11 protein-coding genes, 1 tRNA gene and 1 pseudogene are annotated in these 17,412 nt (G+C 57.5%); 1 reads left to right on the top strand and 12 read right to left on the bottom strand.

What is annotated here, in order from left to right; genetic code table 11:
• Positions 1 to 77 precede the first annotated feature (77 nt).
• Positions 78 to 1,454 carry an MATE family efflux transporter gene (locus tag ACG74X_RS18130; RefSeq protein WP_411236604.1) on the top strand — a complete coding sequence of 459 codons (1,377 nt, stop codon included), beginning with the start codon at positions 78 to 80 and terminating at the stop codon, positions 1,452 to 1,454.
• 69 nt (positions 1,455 to 1,523) lie between these two features.
• Here the strand turns inward: ACG74X_RS18130 and ACG74X_RS18125 are convergent, their stop codons facing one another.
• The 12 genes and pseudogenes from ACG74X_RS18125 to tuf all read right to left on the bottom strand — a co-directional run.
• Positions 1,524 to 2,546 carry a hypothetical protein gene (locus ACG74X_RS18125; RefSeq protein WP_411236603.1) on the bottom strand — a complete coding sequence of 341 codons (1,023 nt, stop codon included), beginning with the start codon at positions 2,544 to 2,546 and terminating at the stop codon, positions 1,524 to 1,526.
• A gap of 407 nt (positions 2,547 to 2,953) precedes the next feature.
• Positions 2,954 to 7,201, bottom strand: coding sequence for a DNA-directed RNA polymerase subunit beta' (gene rpoC / locus ACG74X_RS18120; RefSeq protein ID WP_411236602.1), 4,248 nt, complete (start codon positions 7,199 to 7,201; stop codon positions 2,954 to 2,956).
• Between the two features lie 91 nt (positions 7,202 to 7,292).
• Positions 7,293 to 11,429 carry a DNA-directed RNA polymerase subunit beta gene (gene rpoB, locus ACG74X_RS18115; RefSeq protein WP_411236601.1) on the bottom strand — a complete coding sequence of 1,379 codons (4,137 nt, stop codon included), beginning with the start codon at positions 11,427 to 11,429 and terminating at the stop codon, positions 7,293 to 7,295.
• Positions 11,430 to 11,678: 249 nt separating this feature from the next.
• Complete coding sequence (gene rplL / locus ACG74X_RS18110; RefSeq protein ID WP_411236600.1) at positions 11,679 to 12,059, bottom strand: 50S ribosomal protein L7/L12; 381 nt, start codon at positions 12,057 to 12,059, stop codon at positions 11,679 to 11,681.
• A 68-nt stretch (positions 12,060 to 12,127) separates the two neighbouring features.
• Entirely contained in the window at positions 12,128 to 12,640 is a 513-nt protein-coding gene (gene rplJ, locus ACG74X_RS18105) for a 50S ribosomal protein L10 (RefSeq protein ID WP_411236598.1), read from the bottom strand.
• Between the two features lie 342 nt (positions 12,641 to 12,982).
• The gene (gene rplA / locus ACG74X_RS18100; RefSeq protein WP_411236596.1) at positions 12,983 to 13,681 is read right to left on the bottom strand and encodes a 50S ribosomal protein L1; all 699 of its coding nucleotides are present in this window, start codon (positions 13,679 to 13,681) and stop codon (positions 12,983 to 12,985) included.
• Position 13,682: 1 nt separating this feature from the next.
• Positions 13,683 to 14,132 (bottom strand): 50S ribosomal protein L11, encoded by a 450-nt coding sequence (gene rplK, locus ACG74X_RS18095; RefSeq protein ID WP_411236595.1) that lies wholly within the window; start codon positions 14,130 to 14,132, stop codon positions 13,683 to 13,685.
• A 208-nt stretch (positions 14,133 to 14,340) separates the two neighbouring features.
• A complete protein-coding gene (locus tag ACG74X_RS18090; RefSeq protein WP_411236593.1) occupies positions 14,341 to 15,459 on the bottom strand; it encodes a DUF4274 domain-containing protein in 1,119 nt (372 codons plus the stop codon).
• 476 nt (positions 15,460 to 15,935) lie between these two features.
• Positions 15,936 to 16,466 carry a transcription termination/antitermination protein NusG gene (nusG, locus tag ACG74X_RS18085; protein ID WP_411236591.1) on the bottom strand — a complete coding sequence of 177 codons (531 nt, stop codon included), beginning with the start codon at positions 16,464 to 16,466 and terminating at the stop codon, positions 15,936 to 15,938.
• Between the two features lie 179 nt (positions 16,467 to 16,645).
• On the bottom strand, positions 16,646 to 16,843 hold the full coding sequence (gene secE, locus ACG74X_RS18080) for a preprotein translocase subunit SecE (protein WP_411236589.1): 198 nt from the start codon (positions 16,841 to 16,843) through the stop codon (positions 16,646 to 16,648).
• 136 nt (positions 16,844 to 16,979) lie between these two features.
• A tRNA-Trp gene (locus ACG74X_RS18075) sits at positions 16,980 to 17,055 on the bottom strand.
• A 217-nt stretch (positions 17,056 to 17,272) separates the two neighbouring features.
• Positions 17,273 to 17,412: pseudogene (tuf, locus tag ACG74X_RS18070) on the bottom strand (elongation factor Tu); the annotation flags it as partial.

The following is a 17,412-nucleotide window of genomic DNA, read 5'->3' as shown; positions in this document are numbered from 1 at the left end:
CTTTGGAACTTGTCCCATTCAGTGTATCGCACATAAAGGACGACCGTGTTCGCACGCCAGACATGTCAGGAATATCCGTGGCTCAGCCCCTAAACGACGATCTTACGACCGGGTCGATGCTCTCTCATTACAAAACACTCGCCATTCCCGCCGCGTTCGGGATGCTGTTTGCGACCCTGTATAATGTGGTGGATGTTTTCTACGCGGGCCAGTTGTCAACCGAGGCACAGGCCGGGCTGGCGATCGGATATCAGGCGTTTTTCATCATGATGTCCATCGGCTTTGGCCTTGGCTCGGGCCTCAGCGCTTTGGTCAGCAATGCCAAAGGGGAAAAGAACAACACAGCCGCACGCAACCTGGCGGCCCAAGGGCTCAGCTTTGGCACTCTGGCGACACTGAGCCTGATGGTCATCGGGTTTTTCGGCGGTCCCCATCTTATCGCGCTGGTGTCGGAACCCGGTGGCTACCGGGATGCCGCGCTGACCTATTTCAGCTTCCTAATCCTCGCCCTGCCCGGTTTTCTTCTGGCCTATGGCGGCAATGGCATCCTGCAAGCCCATGGCGACAGCCGGTCCATGCAGCGCGCGCTTATGGTTGCGTTTTTCGCCAATATCGCACTGAACCCGCTGTTCATGTTCGGCATTCCCGGTCTTTGGGGCGGATTGGGCCTTACCGGCATCGCGGTCGCCACCATCCTGAGCCAAACCGGCGTGATGATTTTCCTGATGACCCGCATCTTTGCGTTAAACACGATGGCGCGGATAACTCTGGCTGACTTTGTGCCCGACTGGCACTGTTACAAAGCCATCATAGCCCAGATGGCTCCCGCGAGCACCGCCATGCTGGTGATGTTTGTCTCTGGCTTTGTGGTGCAATTCGCCTTGAAGGAATTCGGCGAAGAGGCAATCGCCGCCTACGGCGTCGCGTTGCGTATCGAGCAGATCCTGCTTTTGCCGGTCTTGGGCATGACGGGTGCGCTGCTGCCAATTGCTGGACAAAATTTCGGGGCCAGAAACTATGACCGCGTGCGGGAAGCCGTGTTCTTTTGCTGGAAAATCGGCTTTGCCATGTCCGCTATCGCGATGCCGCTCTTGTGGTTCGGCGGCCAATACGCGATGCGCCCTTTCACGGCCGACCCCGACGTGATCACCATTGGCGCAAGCTATCTGCTGGTCGATGGCTTCCTGTTTCCGGTTTACATGATGCTCTTCTCGATAAACTCGCTTTTGCAAGCGCTTAAACAGCCGATCTACACGCTTTGGATCAGCATCTACCGCCAGGGCTTTGGCGTCGCTTTCTTTATCTGGGTGTTCATCGGAATTCTGGGCTTTGATGTCTGGGGCGTCTGGCTGGGCATCGGCGTCGCGGTCTCCAGCGGCTGGGTGATCGCGCTGTTGGTCGCCGCCAAAGTCGCAGAGCGCCAAATGGGAGGGCTGCGCCCGCAAATCGCCTGACCTGCGGGCGCGCCTGACCGACATTACGGGGGGAGAACCGCGCGGCTGGTCAGTACAAAACCAAAACCATCAGACAATCGCCATGTCGTCCCATGTGGTCTGGTATCCAAGGTCGGACAAAGACGCGATGGACAGGTCTGTCAGTGGATTTTCCTCTCCGCTGTCAAGAAACGGCGTCATGATCTCGTCCGCTCCGAACACCTCCTCGGCCCAATGTCCCCGGTCTGATCCGGGATTGCCTGTGCTGTTTTCGACAGGCACGCCAAAACCGGGATCAGTGGCGAATATTTGTGGAAACACGGCCTCATAGGCTTCGATCGCGTTGTCGCCGACAAACCGCACCTCATCGCCGATATCGGTCAACAATCCCTGCGTGTCCCACGTCGTTCCAAGCCCAACGGCGTGCAACAATTCATGCAACACGGTATCTTCGAGCAATTCACTGCCCGGCGGAGCTGCCGGGTTGGCGGTATTGATTTCGATTTCAGCCAGAATCGGAAGCAACGTGTCATTGCGCAAGAGCGTCGGTCCGGCCGACCCCAACAACGTGGACTCCTGTGAAAACAACGTCGCGTTGATGGCGATGTCATCCACGACAGAACCATCCGTGAACGCAATATCCGTCACACCATCGGTTATCACGTCGCTGATGATCTCTGTTGCTTCGATAAATGGGCGTTGCAATTCTTCGGTCCAGCCGGGCCCGTCAAAAAAGATGTCGATATTATACCCATCCGGATTTTCAGCGTTTGAGGTATACCTGTCCAACAACGCACTTGACTGTTCCGGCTCAGGTCTCAAATCCTCGATATCCATCTGCCAATTCTGGAAAAGCTCAAAAAGCCAATCCCGAACCTCATCCGGCAGATGGGACAGTGGCGAAAGATCATCTTCCACCCCTGGTGGCGTCTTTTCGTCCAACCCGTCGCTCAACCAATCCGGCGCGTCCCTGTCACCGCTTTCGTCCAGTGTTTCAGGCGGTGTGCCCATGGGCCGTGCAATGTCATGCGGTGCGTCTGCCTCTGGCGGTGTATCGGTCACTGGGGGGTCGAAAAAAATCGTCTCGACGCCCGTATTGAATAGATGTTTCATCGCGATCTACACTCCTTTTGCCGAAAGACGGACCATTCCGTCCTCGGTGACGGCACAGTCGCAAATGCGTCAGCTATGAGAACCGCGTGCGCCTGAAACACCAGTATCCGGCATTTCTGCGCTGTTTTGCCTTTGGGCCGTATCTGGGAAATCGCTGATCACACAACCTCTGTTGCGGCGCGGCATTTTCTTGCTTTCACGCCACGCCCAAAACAGCAGTCAAGCGCTGCACCGCGCGGGCTCACCGAGAGTTCAGAGAATCAAGGGACGCCAAATCCAAATGCGCCTTCACCGCAAAAGTCAGTGTTTTGTGCGGCTCTCAGCAAAAGCGATCACATGACGCAAAAACGAAAAAGGCCCCCGCGCAAAACGCAGGGGCCTTTCTCAAATCAAAAAACGCGATGCGCTTATTCGCGGCTTTCCGGTGTGTCGACAATGATGTTGTCGAACTCGTCGCCGCCAACCACATCGTCCACCATATCCGGTGCTGCCAGGGCCGCCGCCTGTTCGGCTTCTTCGCGGCGTGCTTCGATCACGACATTGTCGCGGTCCTGGGCAACACGGCGCATCTTTTGCGTCGCACCACCTGTACCCGCCGGGATCAAACGACCCACGATGACGTTCTCTTTCAGGCCAACCAGCTTGTCTTTCTTGCCCTGAACCGATGCCTCGGTCAGCACCCGCGTGGTTTCCTGGAACGACGCCGCCGAGATGAACGACCGTGTCTGCAAGGACGCCTTGGTGATCCCCAACAAAATCGGTTCACCCTGCGCCTCGCGGCCCCCCTTCGACAGCGCCTTTTCATTGGCGGCGTCAAATTCGGCCTTGTCGACATGCTCACCCTTAAGAAGCGTGGTGTCACCAGAATCCTGGATTTCCCACTTCTGCAGCATCTGGCGCACGATGACTTCGACATGTTTGTCGTTAATCTTCACACCTTGCAGGCGATAGACGTCCTGAACCTCGTCGATCATGTAGTTGGCCAACGCCTCGACACCCATGATGGACAGGATGTCATGCGGCGCGGGGTTGCCGTCCATGATGTATTCACCCTTCTGGATGAAGTCATTTTCCTGCACAGGAATGTGCTTGCCCTTGGGCACCATGTATTCGACCGGCTCCAACGACTCGTCGGCTGGTTGAATGCTGATCCGGCGCTTGTTCTTGTAGTCCTTGCCGTAGCGCACATACCCGTCGATTTCCGCGATGATGGCGTGGTCTTTGGGGCGACGTGCCTCAAACAGCTCGGCCACACGCGGCAGACCACCGGTGATGTCCTTGGTCTTGGCGCCCTCGCGCGGGATACGTGCAACCACGTCCCCGGCTTTGACATCCTGACCATCCTCGACCGACAGAACCGCATCCACAGACATCGGATAGGTGATCGGATTGCCCGCATCATTGCGCAGCGGCTCTCCGTCAGTGCCCATCAGAATGATCTCGGGCTTAAGCTCATTGCCCTTGGGGGCAGCACGCCAGTCGATCACGATCTTCTGGGTCATGCCCGTCGCATCGTCAGTCTCGTCACGAACGGCAACACCGGCGGTCAGATCCACATGCTTTGCCACACCGTCTTTCTCGGCGATGATCGGAAGCGTGTACGGGTCCCATTCAAACAGCTTGTCGCCACGGGCAATGGTGTCGCCCTCTTTGACAAACAGCTTGGTGCCGTAGCCCAGCTTGTGGCTGGCGCGTTCTTCACCATGCTCGTCCACAATTCGCAGCTTCATGTTGCGGCCCATGACCAACATATCGCCCGAGGAGTTTTCAAGCGTGGAGGCATTGTCAAACTCGACCTTGCCTTCCTGGCTTGCTTCCTGGAACGATTGCTGACCACCTTGCGCAACACCGCCGATGTGGAACGTCCGCATCGTCAGCTGTGTGCCCGGTTCCCCAATCGACTGCGCCGCGATGATCCCCACGGCCTCGCCGGTGTTGACCATCGTCCCGCGTGCCAGGTCACGACCATAGCACATCGCGCACACGCCCTCTTCGGCCTCACAGGTCAGCGGTGAGCGGATGCGCATCTGCACAACGCCCGCTTCCTCGATCGCGTCCGACATCCGTTCGTCGATCAACTGACCGGCACGGCACAGCACCTCGTCCGAACCCGGCTTCACGATATCATCCGCCGCCACACGACCAAGGATACGCTCTGCCAGCGACGCCACAACTTCACCGTCATTGACAGCCGCTTGCGCGGTGATCGCACGCTCGGTGCCGCAATCGTGCATGCGCACGATGCAATCCTGTGCCACGTCCACCAGACGACGCGTCAGATAGCCCGAGTTCGCCGTCTTCAAAGCCGTATCCGACAGACCCTTTCGGGCACCGTGGGTCGAGTTGAAGTATTCAAGAACGGTCAGACCTTCCTTGAAGTTCGAAATGATCGGCGTTTCGATGATGTCGCCATTCGGCTTTGCCATCAGGCCGCGCATCCCGCCCAGCTGCTTCATCTGCGTAACAGAACCACGCGCGCCGGAATGGGCCATCATGTAAACCGAGTTCGGCTCACGGGTCGATCCATCCGCATCCGTCTGATCGGCGGAAATGGTGGACATCATCGCCTCGGTGACCTTGTCGTTACACTTTGACCAGGCATCGACAACCTTGTTGTACTTTTCGCCCTGAGTGATCAGGCCGTCCATGTACTGCTGTTCAAAATCCTTCACCTGATCGCGGGTCTCTTCCACGATGGGCCATTTGCTGTCCGGGATCACCATGTCGTCCTTGCCGAACGAAATGCCCGCCTTGAACGCTTCTTTGAAGCCCATGGTCATGATCTGATCACAGAAAATGACAGACTCTTTCTGACCACAGTAGCGGTAGACCGTGTCGATCACTTTCTGCACGTCTTTCTTGCGCAAAAGCGTGTTCACCAGATCAAACGGCGCTTTGGCGTTCAGCGGCAGCAAGCCACCCAGACGCGCCCGGCCCGGCGTGGTTTCATAGCGCTGCATGACTTCATTGCCTTCGTCATCAATCTGCTTGATGCGGCACTGGATCTTGGCGTGCAGATGCACTTCGCCAGCGTTCAGCGCGTGCTCAACCTCTTCGACAGAGCCAAACACCATGCCTTCGCCTTTCATGCCTTCGCGCATGATGGACACGTAATACAGACCAAGGATCATATCCTGCGACGGAACAATGATCGGCGCACCGTTGGCAGGCGACAGAACGTTGTTCGTCGACATCATCAGAACACGCGCTTCAAGCTGCGCCTCAAGGCTCAGAGGGACGTGAACCGCCATCTGGTCGCCATCAAAGTCGGCGTTAAAGGCCGAACAGACCAGCGGGTGAAGCTGGATCGCCTTGCCCTCGATCAGAACCGGCTCAAACGCCTGAATACCTAAGCGGTGCAGCGTCGGCGCACGGTTTAGCAGAACAGGGTGCTCGCGGATCACCTCGTCAAGAATATCCCAAACTTCCGGGCGCTCTTTCTCGACCAGCTTCTTCGCCTGCTTCACGGTCGAGGACAGCCCTTTGGCCTCAAGTCGCGAGTAAATGAACGGCTTGAACAGCTCCAACGCCATCTTCTTCGGCAAGCCACATTGATGCAGCTTCAGTTCCGGACCGGTCACAATCACCGACCGGCCCGAGAAGTCGACGCGTTTCCCCAAAAGGTTCTGACGGAAACGGCCCTGCTTGCCCTTGAGCATGTCGGACAGCGATTTCAGCGGGCGCTTGTTGGCGCCCGTGATGACGCGACCCCGACGGCCGTTGTCAAACAGCGCATCCACAGATTCCTGCAACATCCGCTTTTCGTTGCGCACGATGATGTCCGGCGCGCGCAGCTCAATCAGACGCTTGAGACGGTTGTTCCGGTTGATCACACGACGATACAGATCGTTCAGGTCAGACGTCGCAAAACGGCCCCCATCCAGCGGCACCAGCGGGCGCAATTCGGGCGGGATCACGGGGATCACGGTCAGAACCATCCATTCAGGGCGGTTGCCGGATTCAAGGAAGCTCTCAACAACCTTCAAGCGTTTGATGATCTTCTTAGGCTTCAACTCGCCTGTCGCCTCTTTCAGATCCGCGCGCAGCTGATCTGCCTCGGCCTCAAGGTCGATATTGGCAAGCATTTCACGGATTGCTTCGGCACCAATATTTGCGGTGAAGGCGTCCATGCCATAAACGTCTTGCGCGTCCATGAACTCTTCTTCGCTCATCAACTGGCCGTAGGTCAGGTCGGTCAAGCCCGGCTCAATCACAACGTAGTTTTCAAAGTAAAGGATACGCTCCAGATCGCGCAGCGTCATATCCAGCATCAGGCCGATGCGCGACGGCAGCGACTTGAGGAACCAGATATGCGCGCAGGGTGCGGCCAGTTCGATGTGGCCCATACGCTCGCGACGGACCTTTTGCAGCGTGACTTCCACACCGCATTTCTCGCAGACAACGCCGCGATACTTCATGCGCTTGTATTTGCCGCACAGGCATTCGTAATCTTTGATCGGGCCAAAGATACGCGCGCAGAACAGACCGTCACGTTCGGGCTTGAACGTCCGGTAGTTGATCGTCTCGGGCTTTTTGATCTCCCCGAAAGACCACGACAAAATGCGCTCGGGCGAGGCAAGCGAGACCTTGATCTCGTCAAACACCTTCTGCGGCGCGATCGGGTTAAACGGGTTGTTCGTCAGTTCCTGGTTCATGTCTTTACCTTTCTAAGGCGTGCGTAGGGTCAGAGGGCGGGCAAGGCGGTTCGAACCGCCTTGTTCAAGCGTGTTCGAACACGCTTTTCCGTCACTCATCCTCCTCCGCATCCAGGAGTTCCATATTCAGGCCGAGGCCGCGGACTTCTTTCACGAGAACGTTAAAGCTCTCGGGAACGCCCGCTTCAAAGTTATCCTCGCCCTTGACGATGCTTTCATAGACCTTGGTCCGGCCCGCGACGTCATCGGACTTTACCGTCAGCATTTCCTGCAGGGTATAGGCCGCGCCGTACGCTTCCAGCGCCCAGACTTCCATTTCCCCGAAACGCTGACCCCCGAACTGCGCCTTACCACCCAGCGGCTGCTGCGTGACAAGAGAGTACGGACCAGTGGACCGTGCGTGGATCTTGTCGTCGACAAGGTGGTGCAGCTTGAGCAGGTACTTGACCCCAACAGTCACAGGGCGCGCAAACTGCTCGCCCGAGCGACCGTCAAACAGGATCGACTGACCCGAAGTGTCAAAGCCCGCGCGCACAAGCGCATCGTTGACATCGGCTTCCTTCGCCCCGTCAAAGACCGGCGTTGCAATCGGCACACCATGTGTGACGTTGCTTGCCGCTGTGACAAGCGCCGCCTCATCCATGTCTTTGATGCCCTCTTCATAGACATCATCGCCATAGGCAATGCGCATCGCCTCGCGCACAGGTGTCAGATCACCGGAACGGCGATAGTCCTGCAACGCGTCGTCAATCTTCACGCCCATACCACGTGCGGCCCAACCCATGTGGGTTTCAAGGATCTGGCCGACGTTCATACGCGACGGCACGCCCAGCGGGTTTAGACAGAAATCAACCGGCGTCCCATCCGCGAGGAACGGCATGTCCTCCATCGGGACAACCTTGGAAATCACACCCTTGTTGCCGTGACGCCCGGCCATCTTGTCACCCGGCTGCAGCTTGCGCTTCACCGCGACAAAGACCTTGACCATCTTCATCACACCCGGAGGCAGATCGTCCCCGCGACGGACCTTTTCGACCTTGTCCTCGAACCGCGCATCAAGCGCACGTTTTTGCGCCTCATACTGCTCGTTCAGGGCTTCAACGATCTTGGCATCGTCCTCGTCTTCCAGCGCCAACTGCCACCACTGACCACGGGTCAGGGATTCAAGCAGCTCTTCTGTGATCTGGCTGTTCGACTTGACGCCTTTCGGGCCTTTGACAGCCATCTTGCCAAGGATCATGTCCTTCAAACGCGCATAGATGTTGCGGTCGAGGATCGCCAATTCGTCGTCCCGGTCACGGGCCAGACGCTCGACTTCTTCCCGCTCGATCTGCAAGGCACGTTCGTCTTTTTCGACGCCGTGGCGGTTGAAAACGCGCACCTCAACAACCGTGCCAAAATCACCCGGCTTCACGCGCAGCGATGTATCGCGCACGTCCGAGGCTTTCTCACCGAAGATGGCACGGAGGAGTTTCTCTTCCGGCGTCATCGGGCTTTCGCCCTTTGGCGTGATCTTACCGACAAGAATATCACCCGGCTCCACGTCCGCGCCGATGTAAACGATGCCCGCCTCGTCGAGGTTGCGCAGCGCTTCTTCACCGACGTTCGGAATGTCGCGTGTGATCTCTTCCGGCCCAAGCTTGGTGTCACGCGCGGCGACTTCAAACTCTTCAATGTGGACAGAGGTGAACACGTCATCCCGCGCAATCCGTTCGGAAATCAGGATCGAGTCTTCGTAGTTGTACCCATTCCACGGCATAAACGCGACGACCACGTTCTTACCAAGCGCCAGTTCACCCAGATCGGTCGATGGACCATCCGCGATCACTTCGCCTTTGCCAACCGTGTCACCCACGTTCACCAGCGGACGCTGGTTGATGCAGGTGTTCTGGTTCGAGCGTTGGAACTTGCGCAGACGGTAGATGTCCACGCCAGCGTCGCCCAGCTCAAGGTCTTCGGTCGCCCGCACAACGATACGTGTCGCGTCCACCTGGTCGATGATCCCGGCACGCTTTGCCATGATCGCCGCCCCCGAATCCCGCGCAACCACGCCTTCGATGCCGGTGCCAACCAACGGCGCTTCAGAGCGCAGCGTTGGAACCGCCTGACGTTGCATGTTCGATCCCATCAGGGCCCGGTTCGCGTCGTCATTTTCCAGGAACGGAATAAGCGAGGCCGCAACCGAGACCAGCTGCTTGGGTGACACGTCGATCAGATCAACGCTTTCATTGGGCGCAAGTGTGTATTCCCCCGACTGACGGGTGTTCACAAACTCATTGATGAACTTGCCGTTCTCATCCAGCGTCGCGTTCGCTTGGGCAACAGTATGACGCTGCTCTTCGGTGGCGGACATATATTGGACCTCGTCGGTCACGCGCCCGTCTTCGACCTTGCGATACGGTGTTTCGATGAACCCGTACTTGTTGACCCGCGCAAACGTGGCGAGTGAGTTGATCAGACCAATGTTCGGCCCTTCGGGCGTTTCAATCGGGCACATCCGACCATAGTGGGTCGCGTGTACGTCGCGCACCTCAAAGCCCGCCCGTTCACGCGTCAGACCACCCGGCCCAAGCGCCGACAAACGACGCTTATGCGTCACTTCGGACAGCGGGTTTGTCTGGTCCATGAACTGCGACAGCTGCGACGAGCCGAAGAATTCACGTACAGCCGCAGCCGCCGGCTTTGCGTTGATCAGGTCTTGCGGCATCACCGTATCGATCTCGACCGAGGACATACGCTCCTTGATCGCCCGCTCCATCCGCAGAAGGCCGACGCGATACTGGTTCTCCATCAATTCACCAACGGACCGCACGCGGCGGTTGCCAAGGTGGTCAATGTCGTCAATGTCGCCACGCCCATCACGCAGGTCCACCAGCGCCTTGATACAGGCCACGATATCGTCGCGATCCAGCGTGCGCTGGGTGTCCGGCTTATCAAGCGCCAGACGCATATTCATCTTCACACGACCAACAGCAGACAGATCATACCGCTCTGAATCGAAGAACAGCGTGTCAAACAGCGCCGACGCCGCCTCAACGGTGGGCGGCTCGCCCGGACGCATGACGCGATAAATGTCCATGAGCGCGGTTTCGCGGTTCATGTTCTTGTCGTTCGCCATGGTGTTGCGCATGTACGGGCCGACAGTGACGTTGTCGATGTCCAGCACCGGAATCTCGGTCACGCCCGCGTCGATCAGCTCTTTCAGGCTGCCACCGGTGACGGCACCGTCCTTGTCGACTTCCCATGTCAACTCGTCACCCGCTTCGACATAGATCGCGCCGGTGTCTTCGTTGATGATGTCCTTGGACACAAACTTGCCGACGATCTGCTCGAACGGGAGCAGAAGATCGGTGATCTTGCCCTCGTCGATGATTTTCTTGACGGCGCGCGGCGTGACTTTCTTGCCTGCCTCGGCAAAGACTTCACCCGTGGCGGCATCAACCAGATCATAGGTCGGACGTGTGCCGCGCACGCGTTCGGGGAAGAACTTGGTTTCCCAACCTTCGCCCTTGCGCAACGTGTAGGTCACGGTGTCGTAATACGCGTCCATGATGTCTTCCTGGTCAAGACCAAGAGAATACAGAAGCGTCGTCACAGGCAGTTTCCGGCGACGGTCAATGCGCGCAAAGACAAGGTCTTTGGCGTCAAATTCAAAATCCAACCACGAGCCACGGTACGGAATAATCCGGCACGCAAACAGCAGCTTACCCGAGCTGTGCGTCTTGCCTTTGTCGTGGTCAAAGAACACGCCAGGAGACCGGTGCATCTGGGACACGATCACGCGTTCGGTGCCGTTCACGACAAACGTCCCGTTCGGCGTCATCAGGGGCATGTCCCCCATGAACACGTCTTGTTCCTTGATGTCTTTGACCGATTTCGCGCCGGTGTCTTCGTCGATATCGAACACGATCAGACGCAGCTTGACCTTCAGCGGCGCGCTGTAGGTCATGTCACGCTGTTGACACTCCTCAACATCGTATTTCGGCTTTTCCAGCTCGTAGCTGACGAATTCCAGCACAGAGGTTTCGTTGAAATCCTTGATCGGGAAGACCGACTGGAAGACACCTTTGATGCCTTCGCCATCAAGCGGCACTGGCTGGTCGCCGGATTTCAGGAAAAGATCGTAAGAAGATTTCTGAACCTCGATGAGGTTCGGCATCTCCAGAACCTCACGGATTTTACCATAATATTTACGAAGACGTTTCTGGCCAAGGAAGCTTTGCGCCATGGTCGATATCACCTTTTCATTCTCAGCTGAGCGTCACACCGTCGGGCACCGGCGATCCGCCCAATAGAGACAACAAAACCCGATCAATTCTCGGCCCGCATACCCACTGCGCACCACCCGATCCTTGGGTCCTGTCCAAGAAAAGCCCTTTTGCACAAAGAGCCTTTCCAAGACGGGAGCGGCTGGGCATGGATTTTCCATGCCCAGCCTCTTTTTCGTATCGGTGCGTGAACCCCACGCACCCGTCGATTACTTAAGCTCGACTTCCGCGCCAGCTGCTTCCAGCTTGCCCTTGATCTCTTCGGCTTCGTCCTTGGAAACCTGCTCTTTGACAGCTTTGCCGCCCGCTTCGACCAGCTCTTTGGCTTCTTTCAGGCCAAGACCTGTGATGCCGCGGACTTCCTTGATCACGTTGATCTTGGATGCGCCTGCCGACTTCAGGATGACGTCGAATTCTGTCTGTTCTTCAGCAGCAGCACCGCCGCCGCCATCAGCAGGGCCAGCCATCATCACTGCGCCGCCAGCTGCGGGCTCAATGCCGTATTCATCCTTGAGGATGGTTTTCAGTTCTTGTGCTTCGAGAAGCGTCAGACCAACGATCTCTTCTGCGAGTTTTTTAAGATCAGCCATTGTGACTTTGTCCTATCTAAATGTGTTCCAACGTCAGGGTTTCAACCCCACGAGGTATTCCAGGTGCCTTACGCCGCTTTCTCTTCGATGGTCGAGAGAACGGACGCGATGTTCGATGCCGGTGCGCCAATTGCGCCTGCGATGTTGGACGCAGGTGCGCCGACCATGCCAGCGATGGTCGCAATAAGCTCCTCGCGCGATGGCATTTTCGAAACGGCTTCAACGCCCGCCCGGTCAAGTGCGTTCTCGCCCATGGCCCCGCCAAGGATTTCGAACTTCTTGTTCTCCTTGGCAAAGTCCTCAGACACTTTGGCGGCCGCCACAGGGTCTTCGGAATAGGTCAGAACAGTCATGCCCGTCAGATAGTCGGCAATGCTCGCGCAGGGCTTTCCATCAAGGGCAATCTTGGCCAAACGGTTTTTGGCGACACGTACGGAACTTCCGGCATCGCGTGCGCGACCCCGAAGATCCTGCATCTCGGCAACTGTGAGTCCCTCGTAGTGGGCAACCACTACAACGCCAGAGCTTTCGAAGATCTGGCCGAGTTCCTCGACCACTTTCTCTTTTTGGGCTCTATCCACAGGTTTACTCCAGTTTGGGGGAAATCCCCCGGCTCAGTGGTACCGGATCGCTCCGGCGGTTTTGGTCCGCGGTTTGCGGTCCCAGCCCCGCCCTAGCGCTCAACGGTATGAGCCCTCGGCATGTCAGTCTGCTCCCGCCTCGGGCAGGAATTACAGACGTTTGCACGCCTACCCACCGTCTCGGACGTAACGCAAAACAGCGCATGACGAATCACGCGCTGTCTTACACAGGCTGCTTTACTGGCTTCGGCACAGATTGCCAAGGGGCAACCCCGGTCACGCACAACGAAAAAGGCGGGCCTTCGCAGACCCGCCTCCTTAAATCTCAAAAACTGAAAAGGCTCAGTTGCCAGTTGCGTTCTCGACATTGACCGACACGCCCGGCCCCATGGTCGAGGACAAAGAGATCTTCTTGAGATACGATCCCTTCGCACCTGCTGGCTTGGCCTTGCTGACCGCGTCGACAAAGGCCCGGATGTTCTCAACCAGCGCGCCTTCATCAAACGATGCTTTGCCAACACCGGCATGCACAACGCCAGCCTTCTCGGCCTTGAACTGAACCTGACCGCCCTTGGCCGCTTCGACCGCTTCCTTGACGTCCATGGTCACCGTGCCGATTTTCGGGTTCGGCATCAAGTTACGCGGGCCAAGAACCTTACCAAGGCGACCAACGATCGGCATCATGTCCGGTGTCGCAATGCAGCGTTCGAACTCGATCTTGCCGGATTGCACCGTCTCCATCAGGTCTTCTGCACCAACGATGTCGGCACCAGCGGCCTGTGCTTCTTCGGCCTTGGCACCACGGGCAAAGACCGCAACGCGTACGGATTTGCCTGTACCATTCGGCAGGTTGACCGTGCCGCGCACCATCTGGTCCGCATGACGCGGATCAACGCCCAGGTTCATCGCGATCTCGACGCTTTCGTCGAACTTCGTCTTGGTGTTTGCCTTGATCAGCTTGACCGCCTCTTCGACGGTGACATTTTCTTTTCCGGCAAAGGCTTCACGGGCGGCACGGGTGCGTTTTCCAAGTTTTGCCATCTTACTTCACCTCGATGCCCATGGACTTTGCAGCGCCCACGATTGTCTTCATTGCCGATTCAACGTCATTCGCGTTGAGATCTTTCATCTTCGCTTCGGCGATCTCGCGCACCTGCTTGACGGTAACACTTGCCACAGTCTCACGACCCGGCAGTTCCGCACCGCGCGGGCGGTTTCGCTTGCCCACGGGCTTCAGGCCCGCCGCCTTTTTCAGATAATAAGACGCAGGCGGCGTCTTGATGTTCATGGTGAAGGATTTGTCCTGATAATAGACAATCTCGGTCGGGCACGGTGCGCCCTGCTCCATGTCCTGCGTCTTGGCGTTGAACGCCTTGCAGAATTCCATGATATTGATGCCGCGCTGACCCAGCGCAGGGCCCACGGGGGGGCTTGGGTTGGCTTGACCTGCAGGGATCTGCAGCTTCATCTTGCCGGCAAGTTTCTTGGCCATGAGGCCTCTCCTTTTCCAACGACCACCGGGCGCGCCCGTCAGTCACCTATGTTGTGTGGTCCGGCCCAGACATCGCGATGCCCCGACCTCCCACAATTTGCCACGCCCCCGGAATCACACCCGACGACGTCGCGAAGCCAGCTAGACCAAAGAGACGACAAACACAAGCCCGCGGCATCGCACGCGTCAAATGGGTAGTCCGGGGGCGTTAGTTAAGTATCTCGAAAAAAACTGCGGGACATCTCTGGTTGAGCTCTGCCCCGCCTCGTCCGGCAATGGGTTCGCGCACGACAGGTGGCAAAAGCAGGTCCGTGGCGTGCCTGATCGCATCGGTCTCTTCTTTGAATTTAAGTCTGGACGGCGGATTGAATCCGATGGGCGCGAAACCTTCGCGAGGTTGGTAAAACCCGGCCCTGATCCTTTCGGCAATTTCAAGCAGCATTTCACAATGCGCAAGGCCGATACCGTTGGTGTATCCTTCCCGGCCCTTTGCAATTTCGGGAATATGGTCACTTGGCAGCATGTTCCAGATGGTGGTGGCAACCGTGGCAATATCCGTATCAGGCTGCCGGATGATCCAGCGATGAACATCTATGCCATGATCCCAATTCCAGTTGCACGCGAAACCATGACGGTCATCCGGCGTGCTCTCGGTGATCAACCAGTCGACGAATGACAACCATCGATTGCTGCTTTCGCCCCACCCGCTGTAGTCCTGCGCCCACTCCCGCAATACGCCATGAGCGCCAAGCTCTGCTAGTTTTCTAGCTTGCTCGGCACGCAACGGTGCCAATTTCTCTTGTAATGTCAAACGTTTATATGCAAGTTCTTTTTCTTCTTCCTCGCGGTAGCGTTCCAGATAGGGTTCTTCTCTTTTTTTCTCGCGTTGATCCATTGCTGCGAATTGGCTGGCCTCGCGATACTCGGTTTGATTAAAGTGGCCTCTATTAAACCTGATACGCGCGACAATTCCCGAAGCCGACGCTGGAAGATCTATAAGCTCGCTCTCCATTTTTTTTTGATAATAGGATACATAAGCTCGGGTTGCACCGGGAACCGCTGCCAATAGCGCCTCGGGCGACCCCAGATCGGCAATGCCTTCGGGATCGCAATGGCGTGCGGGAAAGACCACGCTCGTGACGGTTCTGGGGTCAGTGGAGGGCGCGCTCAACTCGATGCGGCACGGCATCTGATCGGACGCCCATTTTAAACCATCTGTCAGACGTTCCGCTGTCAAAAGCCCGTCACTCAACGCAGAAAGCGCATCAACGTCACTGGCACGCGCACCGGGCCGGATGTGTTGCACAAGGCGCGCCAGCTCTTTCATTGGGGGTTCCGGTATCCGGTCGACACGCGGTGGTCTGGGCTGGTCTGCGCTGCGCCTATGTTGCACATCCCGCGCCTTCTCCGCCTGCCCCTCAGGCGTCGCGGGGTAGACCCGTTCAGCGTTTGCGAAATCGGCGCTGCGGGGTTTCGCCTTCATCATATGGTCATGATAATTGTAAGATGTCCGCCACTTTTGCCGGGTCTTGGTCGCGGCCTCCGCTCCGTTCGCGGCAGATGCGCCACCTGTATCACCCGATCCAGAGCGGTCATCCGGCTGCCCGTTCGACGTCTTTTGCATCGCATCAAGCCGCGCCTGGATCAGCGCACCAAGGACGTTCAGAAATGTGACAACCAGCATATGACGCACAAAAAATCCCCCTTAGGTCGACCAAGAGGGATGTAAATGCACATTTTGACGAATCTACGTCGGTCGTAGGACCGGTAAAAGACCACGTCCTGATGACAGCGGTCAGATCCCTACTGCTTGGTGACCTGCGTGTATTCCAGCTCGACCGGCGTTTCCCGGCCAAAGATCACAACCGACACCTTGAGGCGCTGGTTGTCGTCGTCCACCTCTTCGATCATGCCATCGAAATCCTCGAACGGACCATCGTTAACCTTGACCTTCTCGCCCACCTCAAAGTGGATCAGCGTCCGAGGCGCGTCTTCGCCTTCGGCCACACGGCCAAGGATCGCCTGCACCTCGGCGTCGCGCATCGGCATCGGGCGGCCCTGCGGCCCCAGAAACCCGGTGACGCGGTTGATCGAATTGATCAGGTGATAGCCCTGATCCGACATTTCCATCCGCACCAGAACATATCCCGGCATAAAGCGGCGTTCGGTTGTCACCTTCTTGCCACGGCGGATTTCAATGACCTCTTCGGTCGGAACCAGAACTTCCTCGATCTGCTCCTGAAGGCCCTGCTCTTCCACCGCCTGAAGGATCTGCTCTGCGATCTTTTTCTCGAAATTCGAAAGAACGCTGACCGAGTACCATCGCTTCGCCATCTGGTCACAAATCCTTTTGTTCCTGCGGCCGCGCCGCCATCTGTTTACGTCACTCTCGACATGCTGCGATGTCGGCTCCGGAATAAAAAAGCGGCGTGCAACTCGAATCGATGCACGCCTTCATCCGTTCTGCGCCGTGGTTACCGTCTTAGCTTGCCCGATTCAAGGCCCGACCGGCATTAGCCGAACAGGTTCAGCAAGCCCTGCAACCCGCCCCGGATCAGGATGTCCACCAAAGCGAAGAACACCGCCGTCAACGCCGCCATGATAAACACCATGACCGTGGTCAGCAAAACCTCGCGGCGCGTCGGCCAAACGATCTTCGCCACCTCAGCGCGCACCTGCTGGATGAATTGAAGGGGATTGGTCGTCGCCATTGTGCTGGCCTCACTTTGCGTTTCTGCTGCTTCGCACTTAGCGAAGGATTCCGCCCATTTCAAGCATCTGTACCAGAATGCCTGCGCTGGACCACCCTAAAGCCCGCGACCGGCACAGCCATGATATCGAGAGAAATGGCAGGGGCACCAGGGTTCGAACCCGGGACCTACGGTTTTGGAGACCGTCGCTCTACCAGCTGAGCTATACCCCTATCACGCGCCGGTCATTAAGCGGCACGCCGGATGATTGCAAGCAGTTTTGGCAAATTTCAAGCCCCGGAACAACGTTGCCGGATCACAGACCTCACCTGAAACACATCAGACCTATGCGCGGGCCCGGCACCTGCGTTTTCCCTCCGGACACCCCGGCCCGTTTACGCAAAAGGGCCACCCGACGGGCAGCCCTTTCGTAACCGATATGATCTGCGCTTACGCGACGATCTTGGAGACGACGCCCGAACCGACGGTGCGGCCGCCTTCGCGGATCGCGAAGCGCAGGCCTTCTTCCATGGCGATCGGTGCGATCAGTTCAACGTCGAACTTCAGGTTGTCGCCCGGCATCACCATCT

This window comes from Marivita sp. S0852 (assembly GCF_046591575.1).
In the GTDB taxonomy this organism is placed as follows: domain Bacteria; phylum Pseudomonadota; class Alphaproteobacteria; order Rhodobacterales; family Rhodobacteraceae; genus Marivita.
The sequence above is the reverse complement of the archived record's forward strand: the minus strand, read 5'-3'. Positions and strand labels throughout refer to the sequence as shown.

Coding starts and splice junctions, on each gene's coding strand:
- ACG74X_RS18125 (WP_411236603.1), bottom strand. CDS start 2,546: ATGAAACATCTATTCAATACGGGCGTCGAGACGATTTTTTTCGACCCC.
- rpoC (WP_411236602.1), bottom strand. CDS start 7,201: ATGAACCAGGAACTGACGAACAACCCGTTTAACCCGATCGCGCCGCAG.
- rpoB (WP_411236601.1), bottom strand. CDS start 11,429: ATGGCGCAAAGCTTCCTTGGCCAGAAACGTCTTCGTAAATATTATGGT.
- rplL (WP_411236600.1), bottom strand. CDS start 12,059: ATGGCTGATCTTAAAAAACTCGCAGAAGAGATCGTTGGTCTGACGCTT.
- rplA (WP_411236596.1), bottom strand. CDS start 13,681: ATGGCAAAACTTGGAAAACGCACCCGTGCCGCCCGTGAAGCCTTTGCC.
- rplK (WP_411236595.1), bottom strand. CDS start 14,132: ATGGCCAAGAAACTTGCCGGCAAGATGAAGCTGCAGATCCCTGCAGGT.
- ACG74X_RS18090 (WP_411236593.1), bottom strand. CDS start 15,459: ATGAAAGAGCTGGCGCGCCTTGTGCAACACATCCGGCCCGGTGCGCGT.
- nusG (WP_411236591.1), bottom strand. CDS start 16,466: ATGGCGAAGCGATGGTACTCGGTCAGCGTTCTTTCGAATTTCGAGAAA.
- secE (WP_411236589.1), bottom strand. CDS start 16,843: ATGGCGACGACCAATCCCCTTCAATTCATCCAGCAGGTGCGCGCTGAG.